Source organism: Mesorhizobium sp. B2-8-1 (assembly GCF_006440955.1).
Lineage (GTDB): Bacteria > Pseudomonadota > Alphaproteobacteria > Rhizobiales > Rhizobiaceae > Mesorhizobium.
This window is the reverse complement of the sequence record NZ_VFTX01000001.1, coordinates 270,817-289,499: the sequence shown is the minus strand read 5'-3', so window position 1 is coordinate 289,499 and position 18,683 is coordinate 270,817. Positions and strand designations below refer to the sequence as shown.

Here is an 18,683-nt window from a genome sequence, read left to right as displayed (position 1 = left end):
CGGCGGCATTGCAGCCGGCCGGCTCCTTACTGCTTCGGCTTGAACCAGGTGGCGACGGCGGCCTGCATGTCGGCCGCCAGCTTCTCCGGTGCGATGTTGCCTTCGACCATGTCGATGATCTCCGCTTGCAGGACGGAAGAGGCGGTCGGCGACTGCCAGCGGAAGCCGACCAGCGTCAGGTAGGGCGTCGAGTTCTTCGACATCTCCATCATCTCGGCCAATACCGGGTCCTTCACCGTGACATCGGTGCGGGCCGGCGGCCAGCCGAGTTCGTCGGCGAACATCTGCGCGAATTCGGCCGAGGCCATGAAGTCCAGCACCTTGATCGCGGCTTCCTTGTTCGCGCTTTCGGAGACGAGGCCGTAGGAGCCGTCCGAGAAGGCCGAGGTGTAGAGCTTTGCCCCCGCATCGTCGGCGGGGAACGGGAAGATCGAGAATTTCAGCTTCGGGTTCTGCGATTTGAAGCTGCCATTCTCGAACGAACCGCCAAGAAACATCGCGGCCTTGCCACCAATGAACTGCTGGGTGGCGGTGGTGTAGTCGATCCCGGCGAAGCCGTCGGGGAAATAAGGCTTCAGCTCGGCGAAGCGCTTCAGCGCCGCGACATAGCGCGGATCCTCGAAGGTCGCCTTGCCGGTCATCATCTCGTCGTAAAAGCCGGGGCCGTAGACGGTCGGGCCGATGACGCCGACGCCGATCTCCAGCTCCCACGCCGAGCCGTTGGCGCCGCCGGTGGCGATCGGCGTGATGCCGGCCGCCTTCAGCTTGTCGCAGGCGGCGACGAAATCCTTGTAGGTCTTGGGGACCTCGATGCCCTGCGCGGCAAAGATATCCTTGTTGTAGAAGACGCCCATCATCGGCACCGAATAGGGCACGCCGTAGAGCTTGCCGTCGGAGCGCCCACGCGCGCCGCCAAGGGCTGCGTCCGGCATGCTCTTCAGTTCCGGCACGCTCTCGTCGAGCGCGTCGAGATAGCCCGCCTCGACGAAAGGCTGCAATTCGCCATAGGCCTTGAGCTGGGCGATGTCGGGCCCGCGCCCGCCACGCAACGCCGTGCTCAGGCGGTTCTGGTAGTCGGCATCCGGCGTGAACTGGATGTTGACCTTGATGCCTGGGTTCTTGGCCTCGAAGGCATCGAAGATGCGGCGCATCGCGGCTTCGTCCTCGGTGCGCCAGCTCCACAGCGTCACCGTGCTGTCGGCCCGCGCCGGCAGGCTGGTGAACAGGCCAGCGCAGGCGGCAAGGCCGCCGATCAGGCCAAGGGCTGCGCGTCGGTGAATTGAAAGCATGCTCATTGCCAGTCTCCCATTTTTATCTGTCCTTGGCGTCCCACGGCCCTATCGACGCCGCGGAGAGTCATTCCTCAGGAAAGTCATTATAACGACATAGCAGCATCCGCAAGAGGTCTGACACTCCCTCCGGGAACGGCTGGGCTAAGCCAATCAACCATGATTCCTTCATAGCTAACTGTATTTCAACTGCAAATTTCGTATGTGAACGGACAGCAGAGAAATCAGGGACAGCGCCATGCGCAGCTTTTTCGCAATCGGGCCCTTGCGCCAATGCTTCATGTTGTCATAACGTCATCGTGATCGCTAGCCTGAGGGAGGATGAGGATGTCTCTTGCCTGGACTTCGAAACTGGCTCTGGCCGCGAGCCTGGCCATCCTGCCCGCCAGCGGCTGGGCGCAGTCGGTCAACATCTCCTATATCACCCATTGGTCGCCGGAGACGGTCGCATTGCTGGAAGCGGCGGCCAAGGACTATGCGAAGACAAATCCAGATGTCAGCGTCACCGTGCGCGCCGTTCCCTTCGGCGATCTCCTGACCACGCTGCGCTCCCAGGGCGGCGGCGCGGACGGTCCCACGATCGGCGGCATCTACGATCTCTGGTTGCCTGAGCTCGCCCGCGACAAGCTCGTCGCGCCCGCCCCCGACCCCGTCGCCGAAGAGGTCAAGGGAGCATGGCCCGCTGGCGTGGTGAGCGCCGCGTCGGTCGGCGGCAAGCTCTACGGCATTCCCAACGAGATCGACGTCTACGCGCTGAACTACAACAAGGCACTGTTCAAGCAGGCCGGCATTACTGCTGCGCCGAAGACCTGGGACGAGTTCAAGGAGGCGGCGAAGAAGCTGACCAACAAGGATGCCGGCCAGCAGGGTTTCGGCATGATCAATTCCTGGGCGGCGGGCGTCGTCCACCCCTTCGCCTCGCTGCTGGTCTCCAATGGCGGCGACCTGGTCAAAGACGGCAAGCCGGCGCTGGACACTCCGCAGGCCGCGCAGACCTTCCAGCTCTATGAGGATCTCATCAAATCGGGCGCCAGCGTGCCGGCCATGGCGACGGCAGACGCCAACACCACCGGCCCCTTCCTCGACAATTTCGTCTCCGGCAAGACCGGCATGATCATCATGGCCAATTGGTGGGAAAGCGCGCTGAAGGCAGGCATGGGCGACAGGTTCGCGGATATCGCCACCGCACCAATCCCCGTCGGCCCGAGCGGCGACAAGCCGCATTCGATCTCCTATTCCTGGATGACCGTGGTCAACGGCAATGCCGGCGAGGCCGAGCAGAAGGCCGCATGGGAATTCCTGGCCTGGCTCAACAATCCGAAATCCGGCAAGAACGGCGCCTCGGCGATGTCCGACATATTGATGTCGATGGGCATCCTGCCCTCGCGCTCCTCCGATATCGAGGCCCACAAGGACAAGCTCGGCTCGGAATTCCTGTCGGGCTATGTCAGCGTGCTGGCCGACGCCAAGCCCTTCCCGGTCGTGCCGGGCGGACAGGAGTTCTCGGAATCCCTGCGGCAGACGCTGGAGGCGTTGCAGTACGGCCAGGTCTCGGCCAAGGATGCGCAGGCGACGGCGCAAGCGGACGCCGCCTCGATCCTGGAGCGCGCCGCCAAGTAGACCGAACCATGATCAACAGGTACCGTGCCTCGGCGGGCATCATGCTGGCGCCCGCCGTGACGTTGATCGGCATCTTCATCCTGTTGCCGATGCTGCTCACGCTCTGGCTATCCTTCCAGGACTGGTCGACGCAGACGCCTTTTTCCAATGCGGCCTTCATTGGCTTCGACAATTTTCGCGAGATTTTCGGCGCCTCATCGGTCGGACGCGACTTCAAGGGCGCGTTGATCAACACCTCCATCTACACCGCGCTTTCCGTCATCCTCATCCTGCCGCTCTCGGTCGCCTTCGGGCTGATGGTCCACCAGCACGATGTTGGCGGCGGCACGGCGCTGCGGACCGTGCTGTTTTCCACCTATGTGGTACCGATGATCGCGGTGGCGCTGGTGTGGTCGAAACTCTATTCGCCTGGTGAAGGGCCGCTGAATCAGATGCTCGGCCTGATCGGCGTCGACCCGCAGCCCTTTCTGTCGTCCCCGCGCTCGGCGCTGATCTCGATCGTCCTGCTCAATGTGTGGCAGCAGGTCGGCTATTTCACGGTGCTGGCGATTGCGGGGCTGACCCAGATTTCCGGCAGCCTCTACGAGGCGGCAAAACTCGACGGCGCCAACCGCTTCGAGCAGTTCCGCTTCATCACCTTGCCGTTGCTGCGACGCACACTCCTGTTCAGCGCGGTGATCGCCATCATCAACGCCGTGCAGGTGTTCGAGCCGGTGGCGCTCATCACGCAGGGCGGGCCGGTCGGCTCGACCAATGTCTTGACCTATCACATACGCCGCGTCGGCATCGAGCGCGCGCAGGGCGGACTGGGTTCGGCCATGGCCGTCATGCTGATGCTGTCGCTGATCGTCGTGGTCTGCGCTCTGTTCGCCTTTGCCAACCGGAAGGATCAGGAATGAGCGCGGGATCGTCGAGCCGGTTGCCGCGCAGACGCCCCGCCGGCCGCAAGGCGCTGCTGGCCACGCTCATGCTGCTCGTGGCCGTGGCGTCGGCCTTTCCGCTGGTTTGGATGGTTCTGTCCAGTCTCAAGACTCCGGCCGAGAGCATGCAGGTGCCGCCGGTGTGGATCCCGCACACGCCGAGCCTCGACGCCTACGGGAAAGTTTCGGGCGTGGTCAATGTCGGCCGTTCTATGTGGAATTCCCTGGTCATCGCCTCGATCACCACAGCCGGTATCCTCATCACCAGCATGATGGCCGGCTACGCCTTCGCCAAATACCACTTCCCCGGCCGCTCGCTTTTGTTCTCGGTGCTGATCGCGACCATGTTCCTGCCGCCGATCGTGACGCTGATCCCGCTCTATCGCCTCGTCGGCTCGATCGGCCTCAATGCCAGCCTCGCCGGCATCATCGTGCCCAACCTCGCCAATGCCTTCGGTATCTTCCTGATGCGCCAGTTCATTGCAAGCGTGCCTGACGATCTGATCGACGCTGCGCGCATGGACGGCGCCTCCGAACTGCTGATCCTGTTCAAGATCGTGGCGCCCAGCGTGGCGCCGGCGATCGCGGCATTGGCGCTGTTTGCCTTCGTCTATCACTGGAACAGCTATCTGTGGCCGCTGACCGTGCTGCAAGGCAACGCCGACGCCTATCCGATCGTCATCAGCCTCAGCCGGCTGTTGAGTTACAACAGAGGCGCCGTCAACACCGGGTTGGTGATGGCCGGCGCGACGCTTGCCGTGCTGCCGCCGCTCATCCTCTTCGTCCTGCTGCAGCGCTTTTTCGTCGATTCCATCGTCGGCTCGGCGATCAAGGGGTAGCCGCGCTCAAAGGTTTCTGCCCCGGAGGAGGCGACGCGACAAAATCGCGGATCAGCGCGACCACCGCCTCCGGCTGTTCGATGCAGGGAATATGGCCGGCATTAGGAATGATTTCAAAGCGGGCGCCGGGGATCAGCGCTGCCAGCGAGCGGACGAGATCGGGCGGTGTCGAGCCGTCCTGGTCGCCGACCATGCAAAGTGTCGGCACCGCGATACGCCGCGCGGCCTCGGTGAGGTCGGCGTCGCGGACCGCCATGCATGTCCCGATGTAACCCGGCAGCGCCTGCCTGGTCAGCATATTGCGGCAACCGGCAAGGTCGGCCGCACGCGCGGCATGGAAGCCGGGCGTGAACCATGCTTCCATCACACCGTCGGCTATCGCCTCGATCCCGTCGCGCTCGACGGTGGCGATACGCTTATTCCAGCTCTCGTCCGTGCCGATCTTGTGCGCCGTGTCGGACAGGATCAGAGCCTCAACGCAGCTGGGATGACGGGTATAGAGCCGCTGCGCGATCAAGCCACCGACCGACAGGCCGAACAGCACGACCCTGCCGAGATCGAAATGATCGATGAGGCCCAGGAGATCGTCGACATGATCATCGATCGACCGGATGCCGCTGCCGATATCGGAAAGTCCGTGGCCGCGCTTGTCGTAGACCAGCAGAGGCATGTCACCGCTTAATTGCGAGATGACATCGTCCCAGATGCGCAAATCGGTACCCAGCGAATTGATGAAGATCACCGGCCGCGCGGTGCCGGTCGCCTCGACATAGCGGTGGTGCAGCGCAAGGCCGCCAATGGTGACGAACGGCACGATTTCGACCCTCCCGGCTCCCACAGTGCATGAGGCATCTGGTTGGGTAAAATGATATTTTGAGGCATCGTTGTAGGACATCGGCCGTTCTGGCACACCGGTCTTGCGCGAACCACAATGACGGACGACCAATGACAGACCGCCGCAACGTCCTTTTCATCATGTGCGACCAGCTGCGCTTCGACTATTTGAGCTGCGCCGGACACCAGACCCTGCACACGCCGAATATCGACCGGCTGGCCAGCCGCGGCGTGCGCTTCACCAACGCCTATGTACAATCGACCGTATGCGGTCCCTCGCGCATGAGCGCCTATACAGGCCGCTATGTCCGCTCGCATGGATCGACGCATAACGGCGTGCCGCTCAGGGTCGGCGAGCCTACGCTCGGCGACCATCTGCGCGAGATCGGCGTGCGCTGCGCGCTGATCGGCAAGACGCATATGAGGGCCGACGAGGAAGGCATGGAGCGCCTCGGCATCGACAAGACGTCCATCATCGGCGTGCGCGTCGCCGAATGCGGCTTCGAACCGTTCGAGCGCGACGACGGGTTGCATCCGTCATCCGCCTACGATCCCGATCCGGCTTATGACCAATATCTGCGCGAGCACGGCTTCAACGCCGCCAATCCGTGGGAGCACTGGGCCAATTCCGGTGAAGGCGAGGATGGCGAAAATTTCAACGGCTGGCTGCTCGTCCATGCCGACAAGCCGGCGCGCATTCCCGAGGAGCATTCGGAAACACCCTACATGACGCGCCGCGCCATGCGCTTCATCGAGGAGGCCGAGGCAAGGGGCGAAGCCTGGTGCGCGCATCTCTCCTACATCAAGCCGCACTGGCCCTACATCGTGCCGGCGCCCTATCACGACATGTACGGCAAGGCCGACATAAAGCCGGTCGTGCGCAGCGAAGCAGAACGCGTCTCGCCCCACCCGATCTTCGAAGCCTTCCAGCAGGAGCGCTATTCCAGGAACTTCTCCCGCGACGAGGTCCGCGAAAGGGTCATTCCCTGCTATATGGGCCTGATCAGGCAGATCGACGATCAGTTGGGCAGATTGTTCGAGTTCATGGAGGAGCGCGGTCTGTTCGACAACACGCTGATCGTGTTCACCTCCGACCACGGCGATTATCTCGGCGACCATTGGCTGGGCGAAAAATACCTGTTCCACGATGTCGCGGCCAAGGTGCCGATGATCGTCTACGATCCGCGCCGGCAGGCCGACGCGACGCGCGGCACTACGTCGGAGGCGCTGGTGGAGATGATCGACCTCGCGCCCACCTTCCTCGACTTCTTCGGCGGCAAGGCGAAGCCGCACGTTCTCGAGGGCCGGTCGCTGGCGCCGCTGCTGGCCGGCCAGGACGTGAACTGGCGGCGCCACGCGGTGAGCGAGTACGACTATGGCGGCGATGCCGCGCGGCTGAAGCTCGGTATGCCGGTCGCCGACTGCAAGCTCTACATGATCACCGACGGCCGCTTCAAACTGGTCCATGGCGAGGGCCTGGCGCCGATGTTCTTCGATCTGAACGGCGATCCGGACGAACTGCGCGATCTCGGCACCGAAGCATCGGCGGCGGCCGACATCGAACGACTACGGCAGGCGCTGTTCCGCTGGCTGGCGCTGCCCAACAACCGCATCACCGCCACCGAGGAATGGCTGACGGGAAACGACGACAAGCTGCGGCACTTCGATCCGTTGATCGAGCCCGGCGTGCTGATCGGCTACTGGGACGAGGCCGAGCTCGCCGAACAGCGCGAAAGACGCAGGCGCTGGCTGTCACGCGGGTCGGGAGAATGAAGCCCGCAGCCCTTGTTGTGGACGACATGAATTTCAGAGCGCAAGGCCAAGGCAGGTTGCGAGCAGTCCGGCATCGAGCGATCGGTGCCGGACTGCCTGATGTGGCGGCCTATTGGAGCTTCGCCTGCAGGGCGTTGACGTCGTCCGTGGTCATTTCACCGTCGGTCGTTACCTTGCCGTCGACGATCTTCCATAAGCGGAACGGACCGGTGATGTCGCCATATTTGTCGAAGGCGACCGGGCCGATTACACCTTCGTAGCGGATCGGCTTGCCGTCCTTGATCAATCCGAGCGCCTTGGCGAATTCTTCCTTGCCAGCAAAGATGGGCGCGCCGGCCGGATCGACCGCCTTGTACATGGCGTCCTTGATCTTGGCCGGATCCTCTGAGCCGGCGATGGCGATTGCCAGGCCGACGATGGCGCCGGCATCATAGGAACGGTCGGCCGCGGGATTGGACGGTTCGATGCCCGAAAACGCCTTGTAGTTCTTGGTGAAGTAGTCGGTGGAGGCGGTCGGGCTGGTGCCGGACGAGGTGCCATAGGCCTCCTTGAGATAGTCGGCGCCGACGGACTCGATGAAGTCCGGGCTGTTCATGCCGTCATTGAGCAGGAATTTCTGCACGCCCCCTTGCGAAATCCAGGTGCGGGCGACGGTGGCGCCGTCAACCGGCGTGCTGACGAGATAAAGCCCGTCAGGCTCGCCGGCCATGGCCGCCGTGACTTCCGAGGCATAGCTCGACTGCTTCTCATTGTAGGGCGTGTCGGAGACGACGGTGCCGCCGAGCGCTTTGTAGGCGCGGGAGAATTCGGCCACCATGTTGACCCCGAAATCATTGTTGACATGGATGATCGACAGCTTCTTGAAGCCCTTGTCGATGGCGTATTTCGCGGCGGCCACGCCTTGCAGCGCATCGGAGGTGATGGTGCGGAAGAAGATGCCGTTGGTCTTGCCGTCGCGCCCGAGTGCGGTCAGCGTCGGCGAGGACGAAGCCGGCGAGACCTGCACGATCTTGGCCGGGGCGGTGACCGAGGTCAGGATCGGGATCGACACCGAGGAGATGATGCCGCCGATGATCACCGGCACCTTCTTGACCTGAACCAACTGGGTCGCCGCATCGACGGCGATATTGCCCTGGCTCTGACTATCACGCGTGTCGGTCACCAGATCGCAGCCGCGAACGCCGCCGGCGTCGTTGATGTCGCGGAAGGCCATCTCGACCGATTTCGCGCCGGCCTGGCCGTATTCACCGGCCGGTCCGGTCAATTCCATGACGAGGCCGACCGTGATCTTGCAGTCGGCGGCATGGGCCGCGCTGGCAATCATCACGAGAGCGAGCGCGGTGGTGAGTTGGAGTATCGTCTTTCTCATTGTTGTTCCCCTTGAGCTACACGAATCGAGTTACACGAACCAAATTTCACGCCTGGAGCCTGTTCAGCTTTCCGGCATCTGCAGCCAGGTTTCATGCAGATGTCGCCATTCGACGCCGTTGGGCGCCGATGGATTGGTGGTGAAGAGCGCACTCGACTGACGGCGGCTATGCTTGCCGCCTCGCAACTGCGCCTCGACATAGAGCACGACGATCGCGCCGCCGGTTTGCCAGCCCGGCCGGATGTCCTCGATCGAGATGGCGAAGGCTTCGTCGCAGGAAGCGCGGCTTGCGCGGACATGGTCGACCACCGCATCGCGATCGAGGACCGTGCCGTCAGGCGTGACCATGGCCAGGCCTTCGCCCATGACGCGTTCGAAGCGGCTGAAATCGGCCTTGCCGGCGCGCGATGCGACGAACCAGTCGACGAAGAAGCGATGCAACTCGACGATTTCGGTGCTGGCCCGCGAAAACAGCCTTTCGGTGGTGGCGCTCATGGCCGGGCCGCGTTGAGATTGTAGTGCATGATCGAGCCGTGGCGGCCGTGACGGTCGCGCTCCAGCGTGTAGACGTCGCCGAGGGGACCCCGGCTCTGGGCGATCACGGCGCCGATCTCCGCCCGGTCCTCGGCCCCGAGCGCGACATCCATGATCTTCGCATTGGCCAGCGCATGCGCCTGGTTGCGGGCGCCGACGATGACGGCCGCCACTTGCGGCTGCTCGAGCACCCAGGCGCTGGCGACAGTGGCGATGTCGACGCCGTGGCGGTCGCCGATCCGCTTCAGCACACTGAGTAGGGCCTGGAAGAGCTCCCAGCCGCCGAAGTCGTCAATGATCAGCTTGTATTTGACCAGCGAGCGGTTTTCGAGCGGCATGTCCGGCTCGGCGACGCCGAGCCATCTGTCGCCGAGAAAGCCGCCGGCCACCGAACCGTAGCAGAGAAAGCTGACGCCGTTGCGCGCGGCGAGCGCGGCGAGGCTCGCCGCCGGACGCTGGTCGAGGACCGAGTATTGCAGTTGCTGGCTGACGACTGGCACGCCGGCCGACAGGATTTCGCCCAGACGCTGCGTATCGAAATTGGTGGTGCCGACATTGCGCACCTTGCCTTCCAGCCGGAGCTCGTCGAGCCAACCCATCGCGTCGACATAGCGAGGCACTGAATAGTCCCACCAGTGGAACTGCACGAGGTCGAGCCGCTCGGTCTTCAGCCGCCGCAGAGACTGGTCGACTATGCCTCTGATGTAATCGCGGCTGATGCCGGCGAGCCGCTCGAGGTCTGGCACGAGCTTGGTGTGCACCCTCATCCTGGCGGCGGCATCGAGACCACGTTCGTTGGCCAGACGCAGCCGCGCCGCTCCGATCAGCTCCTCGACGCCGGTGTAGATATCGGCGCAGTCATAGGTCCAGATGCCGGCGTCGAACGTGGCGATCAGGTCAGATACTGCCTGCTGACGGTCGACCGCGCCGTGGCCGCCGGCCAACTGCCAGCCACCGCGAATGACGCGCGAGATTGTGTAGCCGGGGCTGAGTTCGAAAGTCTTGGCGGTCATCTCTGCTCACTCTCCTTCGGCAGCGGCACCGCCGTGGTCTCGGCGTGGCTGAACCGCCGTTTGCCGGTCCTGACGATCCTGAGCCTGCTGGCGCAATTGGGATCGGGACAGGCGATCTCGGCATCCGAGGTCATCCAGTCATTGGCATGGGTGGGGCGCTGCTTCGCCGCCAGCAGCGGCAGCACGGCCGCTATGGAATAGATCGAAAATCCCTGGCCCACCGGCATCGACAGCATCTCGCCTTTCAGCTCGAAATAGTCGCCGGGCCTGGCGCCGCAATACACCGGCTTGCCCTCGGGGACGACAGCCTCGACGCGGAGGTCGAAAAGTTCGAAGCTGTCGTCGCGTTCAGCCATTTCAGCTCTCCAGCCGCGCGAAGGTGACGTCGCAGGCGCCATTGCGGCGAATGATGCCGCAGGCAGATGCGAACTGATCGCGTTGCTCAGGCAGCACCTGCGCAACGACGCTCCCCGCCAGCCAGCCGATCGGAAACAGCAGGCGCGCGCCTTGCCCGTAGAACAGGCCGATGTCGAAGATCGCATGCGGGTTGCCGCCCCACATGCGCGGCGGCACATAGGAAAGCACGATGTCGCCGGGCTGCGGCGTCAGCGTCGCGTTCTCCGCCGGCAAGGCCTGGGCAAAGGCCTCGCCGTCCAGATGCGCCGCGGGGATCGGACAGGAGATTTCCGGGCCGGTCCACATGGCATGAATGCCCGCGACGACGCGCGGCTCGGCCAGGTAAGACCACAGGAACGTTGCGTTCTCTGGCGCTTTTTCCGGCAGCAACTGCGCCGTCACCGACAGCTCGGAATGCGGCTCGGTGATCCTGATGATGCGTCTGGTCATATCAGGCATTCACTCCGCTTTTGCCGTCAACTTCAGCTTGTCGCGCAGGAAAGCGAAAGGGCGGCTGATGTCGGCCACCAGCGCCTCGCGTGCGGCCTGGGCATCCTGCGCCGCAAGCGCGGCGACGATGCTGCGATGATAATGGGCGGTGTCGACCTCGCCGGCCTCGGAAAAGGCATAGATCGCAACGCGGATGCAGGGTCCCGACTGCAGCCAGAGGCTCTCGATCATCGGGATCAGCACGGCGGAACCGCAGGCGCGATAGATTTCGAAATGAAAGCTCTGATTGAGCGTCACCTCGCGGTCGACATCCTTCTTGTGCTTCAGCGCCCGCATCTCGTCCCATTCACCGAGAATGGTTTCGATGGTGGCGATCTGACGCGGATCCATGCGCGCGGCGGCAAGCGCGATTGCCTCGCCTTCGATCAGGGCACGGGCGCGCAGGAGGTCGTCGATGCGTTCCAGCGTGATCGGCGGCACCCGCACCGAGCGGTTTGGAAGCGCTTCCAGCGCCTTTTCCGTGATCAGCCGCCCAAGCGCCTCGCGCACCGGCATGGTAGACGTGACCAGCGCATCGGCAAGGCCGCGTATGGTCAGAACCTGGCTCGGCTCGAAGAGACCGCCAATCAGCGCCCTGCGCAATTCGGAATAGACGCGGTCCTGCACCGTCTCGCGGCCGACCGGCGCGAGTTGCGCGGCGATGACCTCGTTGGTGCGCTCGACAGCAGCCCTTTGCATGGCGTTCCCGATCTTGGCCCTTTCGGCGGCCTGGCCTGTTTTCGGCTTGCGGAGAAAATTAAAGCTGATTAGCGTGATCAAAGCAAGTGTGATCACAAATCAAAAAATCAGAAAGCGGCAAAGACCGCTTCGGCCAGAGGGCTTGATGAACGACACGGCGAAACGGCATGGGACGGAGACCCAGGCGCCGGTTCTGGCGGCAAAGAACGTCGTGCGGCGTTTCGGCGGCCTTGTCGCCGTCAACGATGTCTCGTTCGAGGTCCGCCCGGGCGAGATCCTCGGCCTGATCGGCCCCAACGGCGCCGGCAAGACGACGATGTTCGACCTGCTCGCCGGCAGCATCCTGCCTACAAGCGGCGAGATACGTCTCAACGGGGCGCTCGTCTCCGGCGAAGCAGCGCACCTGCGCATTGGCCGCGGTCTTGGGCGCACCTTTCAGATTCCACGGCCCTTGCCCAATCTCACGCTGATCGAAAACGTCATGCTCGCCGCGCAACGTCAGGCAGGGGAGCGGCTGCTCGCCAATTTCCTGATCCCGTGGCGGGTCGCCGCCGAAGAGAAGGCAGCCGCCGAGAAGGCTGCCGAACTGCTTGAACTCGTCTCGCTCACCCGGCTGGCGCACGAACCGGCGCGGGTGCTTTCGGGCGGCCAGCGCAAACTGCTCGAACTTGCCCGTGTGATGATGGCCGACCCGGCGATCATCCTGCTCGACGAGCCCGCGGCCGGCGTCAACGCCACGCTGCTCGAAGTCATCATCGACCGCATCCGCGACATCAACAGAAGCGGCATCACCTTTCTTCTGATCGAGCACAACATCGACATGGTGACGCGGCTTTGCCATCGCGTCCTGGTGATGGCGGGCGGCGAGCTTCTGTGCGAAGGCACGGCCGACGAGGTGGCGCGCGATCCGCGCGTGATAGAGGCTTATCTCGGGGGCGCGGCGTGACCGGCACCGTGCTTGACGTCCGCAACCTCGAAGCCGGCTACGAACCCGGCGTGCCGATCGTGCGCGGTGCCTCGATCACGGTGAGGAAGGGCGAAATCGTCGTCGTTCTCGGCCCCAACGGCGCCGGCAAGTCGAGCCTGATCAAGGCAATTGCCGGTCTCGTCCCGGTCACCGGCGGCACCGTTCTCCTCGACGGCAAGGATATCACCACCGCACCGGCCCACACCATGGTGCGGCTAGGGCTCGCCTTCGTGCCACAGACGGAGAACGTGTTTCCACTGATGTCGGTCGACGACAATCTCAGGGTTGCCTGCGGCATCATCGAGCGCCGCGGGGTTCCCGCCCGCATCGACGAGATGTACGCGACCTTCCCCGACCTGGCGCGCCAGCGCCGCATCGCCGCCGGCAATCTGTCGGGCGGGCAACGCCAGATGCTGGCCGTGGCGCGGGCGCTGATCGTCCACCCCAAGGTGCTGGTGCTGGACGAGCCGTCGGCCGGCCTGTCGCCGAAATTCGTCTCGATGGTGTTCGAGATGCTGGCCGGCATCCGCAAGTCCGGCGTCACCATCCTTCTCGTCGAACAGAACGCCAAGGCGGCGCTCGCCATCGGCGACCGCGCCTATGTGCTGGTCGAAGGCAAGGACCGGCACGAGGGCATCGCCGCTGAATTGTGGAGCGATCCGGTGGTCGCCGAGCTCTATCTTGGCCAGCGCCCGGACAGTGCCGGCAAGGCCGCGCCTTCAGGCAAGGGAAGTGCGGCATGAACCTGCAATTCATCGTCGACGGATTGCTGACCGGCTCGATGATAGGCCTCGGCGCCATCGGCGTGACGCTGACCTATTCGATCCTGCGCTTCTCGAACTTCGCCCATGGCGACTTCATGGCCTGGGGCACCTATGCGACGCTGGCCGTCGTAGGCGCCATCGGCGCCACGATCGGCAAGGTGGCGCCGATCGCCCCGCTTTCCTTCGGCTGGCCGCTCATCGTCGCATTGGTCATTGGCATGGCATTCACCGCCCTGCTGGCGCTGCTGCTCGACAAGGTGCTGTTCGCGCGGCTGCGCTCTCAGGGCCAGGCCATCATCGTGGTGATGGCAAGCTTCGGCGCCTCGATGGCGCTGCGAAGCCTGCTCGAGTTCACCTTCACCTCACGCCCGACCTATTTCAGCCGCGCCATCCAGATCGCCATGCCGGTCGGCTTCGGCATCCGCATCACGCCGGACCAGATCGCGTTGTTGCTGCTGACAGCAATTCTGGTGCTGGGCGTACACCTGTTGATGACGCGCACGCAGACCGGCCGGTCCATGCAGGCCCTGAGCCAGAATGCGGCACTTGCCCGCATCGTCGGCATCGATGTCGCCAAGGTGGTGCGTGTCACCTGGGTCCTCGGCGCAGCGCTTGCCTGCGTCGCCGGCGTGATGATCGGCATCCTAGTGCAGATCCGCCCGTTCATGGGCTTCGACATGCTGCTGCCGATGTTCGCCGCCGCCATTCTCGGCGGTATCGGCAGCATCCCGGGCGCCGTGCTCGGCGGGTTGATCATCGGGCTCGCCGAAGCGGGCGCCGTGCAACTGATCGGCGCCGAATGGCGCGCCGCGGTCTCCTTCATCATCTTGATGGCGGTGCTGTTCGTGCGGCCGATCGGCCTTTTTGGTGTGAGGGAACGCTGATGGACCTGCTCGGCTATGGCGCTTTCTTCCTGACCACGGCGCTGATCTTTTCGTTGGTCACGCTGGGGCTCAATCTGCAATGGGGGCTGACTGGGCTCTTCAATGTCGGGCTCGCCGGCTTCGTCGCCATCGGCGCCTATACATCGGCGCTGCTGACGACGCCGGACGATGCCGCGCGTCTGGGCGGTTTTGGGCTACCGATCCTGGCCGGCTGGGTCGGCGCCATGGTCGTCGGCGGCATCGCCGCGGCCCTGACGGGCATCGCCACGTTGCGGCTCAGATCCGACTACCTTGCCATCACCACCTTCGGCGTCGCCGTGGTCGTGCAACTGGTCGCGCTTAATGCGCAGAAACTGACCGGCGGTCCGTTCGGCATCGGCTTCATCCCGCGCCCTTTCGGCAGCCTCGCCGAGACGCCGCTGCTGTTCAACCTGTCGAACCTTGCCGTCGTCTCGGCGGTCACGCTGGTCGCCTATCTGGCGCTGGAGCACCTGTCTCGCAGCCCGTGGGGCCGGGTGCTGAAGGCGCTGCGGGAGGACGAGCGGGCGGCGATCTCGCTCGGCAAGAGCGCGCGCTTCTACCGTGTCCAGGCCTTCGCGGTCGGCGGCGCCATCATGGCCCTAGCGGGCGCCTTGCAGGCGCATTTCACCGGCTTCATTGCGCCGGACAATTACCTGCCGATCCTGACCTTCCAGGTCTGGGTGATGCTGATCGTCGGCGGCTCGGGCAGCAATGCCGGTGCCGTCATCGGCAGCATCCTGGTCTGGGGGATATGGGCCGGGTCGGGCACGCTCACCAGCGCGCTGTTCCCGCCGGAGCAACAGGCCCGCGCCGCATCCCTGCAGATCGTGGCAATCGGCGTCATGCTGTGCATTATCCTCCTGGTCCGCCCCAACGGACTGTTCGGGGAACGGCCGCGGCGGGCACGGCTCGGCAAGCGGGCGAAGGTGGCCGCCGGCGAGAGCGGCTCGTGACCGCAATGGCCCGGCAGGAAGCGCTTTCGCTTTGGCACGCGGTCAGCCGTGAGACCCGCCTCCGCCCGGCGCTGGAAGGCGAGCTCGATGTCGACCTTGCCATCGTCGGCGGCGGCTTCACCGGCCTTTCGACGGCCTTGCATGCCGCGGCCAGAGGTCTTTCGGTCGCCGTTCTCGAGGCCGAAACCATCGCCTGGGGCGCTACCGGCAGGAATGCCGGCTTCATCGTGCCGAACTTCGCCAAAATGGATCCGGATGCGATAAAGGCCCATCTTGGACCCGAGCGCGGCGAGAGGCTGATCGAATTCGCGGCCGGCAGCGCCGATCTGGTCTTCGGCCTGATCAGGCGGCACGGCATCGAGTGCGACGCGGTGCAGAGCGGTTGGATCCAGCCGGCACATTCCCCTGTTGCGCTCGAAAAGGTCAAATCACGCGCGGGGCAATGGGCGCAGCGCGGCCGGCCGGCTGTCGTGTTGGACCGGCAAGAAACGGAGGCGCTGACCGGCGCGCGCGGCTATGCCGGCGGCTGGATGGACCGTTCCGGCGGCGTGCTCAATCCGGTCGCCTATGCGCGCGGCCTGGCCGACGTGGCGGAAAAAGCCGGCGCGCGTCTGTTCGAGCACACGCGCGTCGTCGCGATCGACCCTATCGCGGACGGCTGGTCGCTGAAGACGCAAACGGGTTCGGTGCGCACCGGAAAGGTGCTGATCGCCACCAACGCCTATGGCGGACGGCTCAATCCGGAGCTTCGGAAAAGTTATTTCCCGCTGAAAATCTTCCAGATCGCGACGGCGCCGCTGCCGCGCGAGGTGCGCAGCCGCCTGTTGCCCTACGGGCAAGGCGTCGGCGACACGAGACGCAATCTCTTCACCTACCGCTTCGATGCCGAAAACCGGCTGATCAGCGGCGGCATGCATGTCTTCGGCGCGGGTGCGGAACGACGCCTGCCGCAGACGATCCGGCGGCGGCTGGCCCGGCATCTCGAGCTTCCGGACCTGCCGCCGCTCGCCTATGGCTGGTCGGGCATGGCTGCGGTCGAACCCGATTTCCTGCCCCACCTCATCGATCTCGGACCGGGGCTGATCGCGGGTCGCGCCTGCAACGGCCGCGGCATCGCCATGACCACGGCCCTGGGCAAGGTGCTTGCGGATTGGGCTGGTGGAACCGACGCCCGCGATCTGCCGCTGCCCTTCGGGCCACCGTCGCCGATGCCGTTCCACAGCCTGCTGCGCTTCGCGCCGAACGCGCTGCTGCCGTGGAGCATGCTTCGCGACCGGCTGGACAAGACCGGATAGGCCGATCGCCGGGGCGCGACGGGATCGCGTCGTCATTCGGCCGCGCGAAGGTTCCCCGCCAGCACCGCTGCCGCCGTGGCGATGTCCTGTTCTATGGAGGTCCTGACGTCGGCGCCGTTGCGCTGCGCCAATGCCGCGACGATCTTGCGATGCGCCTCGTTCGACTGGGGTTTGTAGCGCTCAGCCTGCATCAGGAGCTTGAGATAGGGCCCAACCCGCCCCCAGAGATCACGGATCATGTTGAGGAGGATCGGCGCGCCGGCATGCCGGTAGATGGCGAAGTGGAAGGCCTCGTTGAGCGCGAGATAGGCCCCGGCGTCGCCCGCCTCGATCGCGCGCTGCATGCCCGCCAGCGTGGCCTGTATGTCGACCAGCCCGTCTTCGGTGATGCGCGAGGCGGCCATCTCGCCCGCCAGCCCCTCCACCGCGACGCGGATGCGCGTCAGTTCCTCGAAGGCGGGGGCAGACAGCAAGGGCACGATGATCGAGCGGTTGTTCTGCAATTCCAGAAGCCGCTCGGCGACGAGCCGTTGCAGCGCCTCGCGGATCGGCGTCGTCGAAATGCCGAACGTCTCGGCAAGCTTGCGGATGACCAATGTCTGGCCCGGGCTGAAGCCGCCCGAAATCAGCTCCTGCTTGAGCGCGCCATAGGCGCGGTCGTTCAGGGTCTGATGTTCGAGCTTCAGCATGTCGATCGCCGCCCCCTTTCCTATCCCCTCACCAGCGCGACAGGGTGCGATCGAGCGTTTCGGCAAGTTGCTCGGCATTGTCCCTGGCGAACGGCAGCGGCGGCCTGATCTTCAGCACGTTGCCGCGCGGACCGCACGACGAGATCAGCACGCCGTCCTCGCGCATGGCTTCGACGACCGCCGACGTCCTGGTGGAGGCCAGCGCCTCGTCCCCCTCCGCAGTCAACTCGACGCCGAAATAAAGACCGTTATGCCTGACATCGGCGACCATGGCGTGGCGACCCTGCAAGGCGCGCAGCAGCTCGCCCGTATAGGCCCCAACCGTGCGCGCGTTCTCGACCAGCCCCTCGCCTTCGATCACGTCGAGCACCGCGATGCCGACGGCGGCGGCGACAGGATTGCCGCCGAATGTGTTGAAGTAGCCGGTGTTGGAACCGAAGGAGGCAACAAGCTGCGGCCGCACGATGACCGCGGCCATCGGATGCCCGTCGCCGATCGGCTTGCCCATGGTGACGATGTCAGGTTCGAGGCCGTAATTGGCGAAACCCCACATGCCCTGGCCGAGCCTGCCGAAGCCGGACTGGACTTCGTCGGCAATGACGATGCCGCCCGCCTTCCTGACGTGATCGGCGGCCTCGCGCATCGCCGACGCATCGGGGAAGAAAATTCCGTCGCTGGAAAATGCCGAGTCGATCAGCAGCGCCGCCGGGCGCACGTTCTGTGCGCGCATGTCCTCGATGGCGGCGGCGACATTCCTGGCGAAATCGCGTGCGGCCCGGCCCTGATCGCGAAACGTATCCGGGGCGGCCACGGTCCTGTGCTGCGCGGGCACGCCCTTCGCCCCGACCGCGGCCGGCGACAGCTGCGCGGTGGCGATGGTGGCGCCATGATAGGCGAAATCGGTGATGATCACGCCGGTATTGCCGCTCGAATGCTGGGCGATGCGGATGGCGAGATCGTTGGCCTCGCTGCCGGTGCAGGTGAACATGGCATGGCCGAGATGGGGCGGAAGCGTGCCGAGAAGTCTTTCCGCGTAGTCGAGGATGATTTCGCTGAGATAACGCGTGTGGGTGTTGAGCGTGGCCGCCTGCCCCGACAGCGCCTCGACGACACGTGGATGGCAATGGCCGACCGAGGCGACGTTGTTGTACGCATCGAGAAACTTGCGTCCGTGGGCATCGTAGAGCCAAACGCCGCTGCCACGCACGAGATGGATCGGGTTGCGGTAGAAGGCGCGATAGGTCGGGCCGAGCAGCCTGGCACGGCGCTCGAGCAGCGCGGATGCTGATGCACCGGCATCGGCGGAGGCATTTGCGGGCGAGGATTGGGACACGA

General features: G+C 64.7%; 19 protein-coding genes. 9 read left to right on the top strand and 10 right to left on the bottom strand.

Annotated features, from left to right (window positions below; translation table 11 throughout):
* Nucleotides 1–26: 26 nt before the first annotated feature.
* Nucleotides 27–1,295 carry an extracellular solute-binding protein gene (locus tag FJ428_RS01470; protein ID WP_140514572.1) on the bottom strand — a complete coding sequence of 423 codons (1,269 nt, stop codon included), beginning with the start codon at nt 1,293–1,295 and terminating at the stop codon, nt 27–29.
* Nucleotides 1,296–1,616: 321 nt separating this feature from the next.
* Between FJ428_RS01470 and FJ428_RS01465 the strand changes: the two genes are divergently transcribed.
* The 3 genes from FJ428_RS01465 to FJ428_RS01455 are packed head-to-tail and all read left to right on the top strand — an operon-like array spanning nt 1,617 to nt 4,668.
* Nucleotides 1,617–2,909: a sugar ABC transporter substrate-binding protein gene (locus FJ428_RS01465; RefSeq protein ID WP_140878805.1), complete on the top strand. Its 1,293-nt coding sequence runs from the start codon at nt 1,617–1,619 to the stop codon at nt 2,907–2,909.
* 8 nt (nt 2,910–2,917) lie between these two features.
* Nucleotides 2,918–3,808 (top strand): sugar ABC transporter permease, encoded by an 891-nt coding sequence (locus FJ428_RS01460; protein ID WP_140878804.1) that lies wholly within the window; start codon nt 2,918–2,920, stop codon nt 3,806–3,808.
* Nucleotides 3,805–4,668 (top strand): carbohydrate ABC transporter permease, encoded by an 864-nt coding sequence (locus FJ428_RS01455; RefSeq protein WP_140497680.1) that lies wholly within the window; start codon nt 3,805–3,807, stop codon nt 4,666–4,668. The genes FJ428_RS01460 and FJ428_RS01455 overlap by 4 nt, the downstream gene beginning before the upstream one ends.
* Here FJ428_RS01455 and pcaD read toward each other — a convergent pair.
* Nucleotides 4,658–5,482 (bottom strand): 3-oxoadipate enol-lactonase, encoded by an 825-nt coding sequence (pcaD, locus tag FJ428_RS01450; RefSeq protein ID WP_140520927.1) that lies wholly within the window; start codon nt 5,480–5,482, stop codon nt 4,658–4,660. The two genes, FJ428_RS01455 and pcaD, sit on opposite strands and share 11 nt — an antisense overlap.
* A 131-nt stretch (nt 5,483–5,613) precedes the next feature.
* Between pcaD and FJ428_RS01445 the strand changes: the two genes are divergently transcribed.
* Nucleotides 5,614–7,275 carry an alkaline phosphatase family protein gene (locus FJ428_RS01445; RefSeq protein ID WP_140497676.1) on the top strand — a complete coding sequence of 554 codons (1,662 nt, stop codon included), beginning with the start codon at nt 5,614–5,616 and terminating at the stop codon, nt 7,273–7,275.
* A gap of 109 nt (nt 7,276–7,384) precedes the next feature.
* On the opposite strand, the gene FJ428_RS01440 is transcribed toward FJ428_RS01445, so the two are convergent.
* The 6 genes from FJ428_RS01440 to FJ428_RS01415 form a co-directional block, all read right to left on the bottom strand.
* Nucleotides 7,385–8,644, bottom strand: a complete 1,260-nt coding sequence (locus FJ428_RS01440) for an ABC transporter substrate-binding protein (protein WP_140497674.1) — start codon at nt 8,642–8,644, stop codon at nt 7,385–7,387.
* A gap of 63 nt (nt 8,645–8,707) precedes the next feature.
* Nucleotides 8,708–9,139, bottom strand: a complete 432-nt coding sequence (locus FJ428_RS01435; protein WP_140878803.1) for a DUF4440 domain-containing protein — start codon at nt 9,137–9,139, stop codon at nt 8,708–8,710.
* Nucleotides 9,136–10,191 (bottom strand): aldo/keto reductase, encoded by a 1,056-nt coding sequence (locus FJ428_RS01430; protein WP_140497670.1) that lies wholly within the window; start codon nt 10,189–10,191, stop codon nt 9,136–9,138. Before FJ428_RS01430 ends, FJ428_RS01435 begins: the two co-directional genes overlap by 4 nt.
* Nucleotides 10,188–10,547, bottom strand: a complete 360-nt coding sequence (locus FJ428_RS01425) for a TIGR04076 family protein (protein ID WP_140497668.1) — start codon at nt 10,545–10,547, stop codon at nt 10,188–10,190. Before FJ428_RS01425 ends, FJ428_RS01430 begins: the two co-directional genes overlap by 4 nt.
* A 1-nt stretch (nt 10,548) precedes the next feature.
* On the bottom strand, nt 10,549–11,037 hold the full coding sequence (locus tag FJ428_RS01420) for a DUF3830 family protein (protein WP_140497666.1): 489 nt from the start codon (nt 11,035–11,037) through the stop codon (nt 10,549–10,551).
* A 9-nt stretch (nt 11,038–11,046) separates the two neighbouring features.
* Nucleotides 11,047–11,775, bottom strand: coding sequence for a GntR family transcriptional regulator (locus FJ428_RS01415; RefSeq protein ID WP_140497664.1), 729 nt, complete (start codon nt 11,773–11,775; stop codon nt 11,047–11,049).
* A gap of 145 nt (nt 11,776–11,920) precedes the next feature.
* On the opposite strand from FJ428_RS01415, the gene FJ428_RS01410 reads away from it, so the two are divergent.
* From FJ428_RS01410 to FJ428_RS01390, 5 genes are read left to right on the top strand one after another with little or no spacing between them, the layout of a single operon-like run.
* Nucleotides 11,921–12,721: an ABC transporter ATP-binding protein gene (locus FJ428_RS01410; RefSeq protein ID WP_140520932.1), complete on the top strand. Its 801-nt coding sequence runs from the start codon at nt 11,921–11,923 to the stop codon at nt 12,719–12,721.
* A complete protein-coding gene (locus FJ428_RS01405) occupies nt 12,718–13,485 on the top strand; it encodes an ABC transporter ATP-binding protein (protein WP_140562033.1) in 768 nt (255 codons plus the stop codon). The genes FJ428_RS01410 and FJ428_RS01405 overlap by 4 nt, the downstream gene beginning before the upstream one ends.
* Nucleotides 13,482–14,390, top strand: a complete 909-nt coding sequence (locus FJ428_RS01400; protein WP_140818431.1) for a branched-chain amino acid ABC transporter permease — start codon at nt 13,482–13,484, stop codon at nt 14,388–14,390. Before FJ428_RS01405 ends, FJ428_RS01400 begins: the two co-directional genes overlap by 4 nt.
* Nucleotides 14,387–15,364 (top strand): branched-chain amino acid ABC transporter permease, encoded by a 978-nt coding sequence (locus FJ428_RS01395; protein WP_181167207.1) that lies wholly within the window; start codon nt 14,387–14,389, stop codon nt 15,362–15,364. Before FJ428_RS01400 ends, FJ428_RS01395 begins: the two co-directional genes overlap by 4 nt.
* The gene (locus FJ428_RS01390) at nt 15,361–16,659 is read left to right on the top strand and encodes an FAD-dependent oxidoreductase (protein ID WP_140555564.1); all 1,299 of its coding nucleotides are present in this window, start codon (nt 15,361–15,363) and stop codon (nt 16,657–16,659) included. The genes FJ428_RS01395 and FJ428_RS01390 overlap by 4 nt, the downstream gene beginning before the upstream one ends.
* Before the next feature lie 32 nt (nt 16,660–16,691).
* Here the strand turns inward: FJ428_RS01390 and FJ428_RS01385 are convergent, their stop codons facing one another.
* Complete coding sequence (locus FJ428_RS01385; protein WP_140555566.1) at nt 16,692–17,348, bottom strand: GntR family transcriptional regulator; 657 nt, start codon at nt 17,346–17,348, stop codon at nt 16,692–16,694.
* A gap of 28 nt (nt 17,349–17,376) precedes the next feature.
* On the bottom strand, nt 17,377–18,681 hold the full coding sequence (locus tag FJ428_RS01380) for an aspartate aminotransferase family protein (protein ID WP_140878802.1): 1,305 nt from the start codon (nt 18,679–18,681) through the stop codon (nt 17,377–17,379).
* Nucleotides 18,682–18,683: the final 2 nt, after the last annotated feature.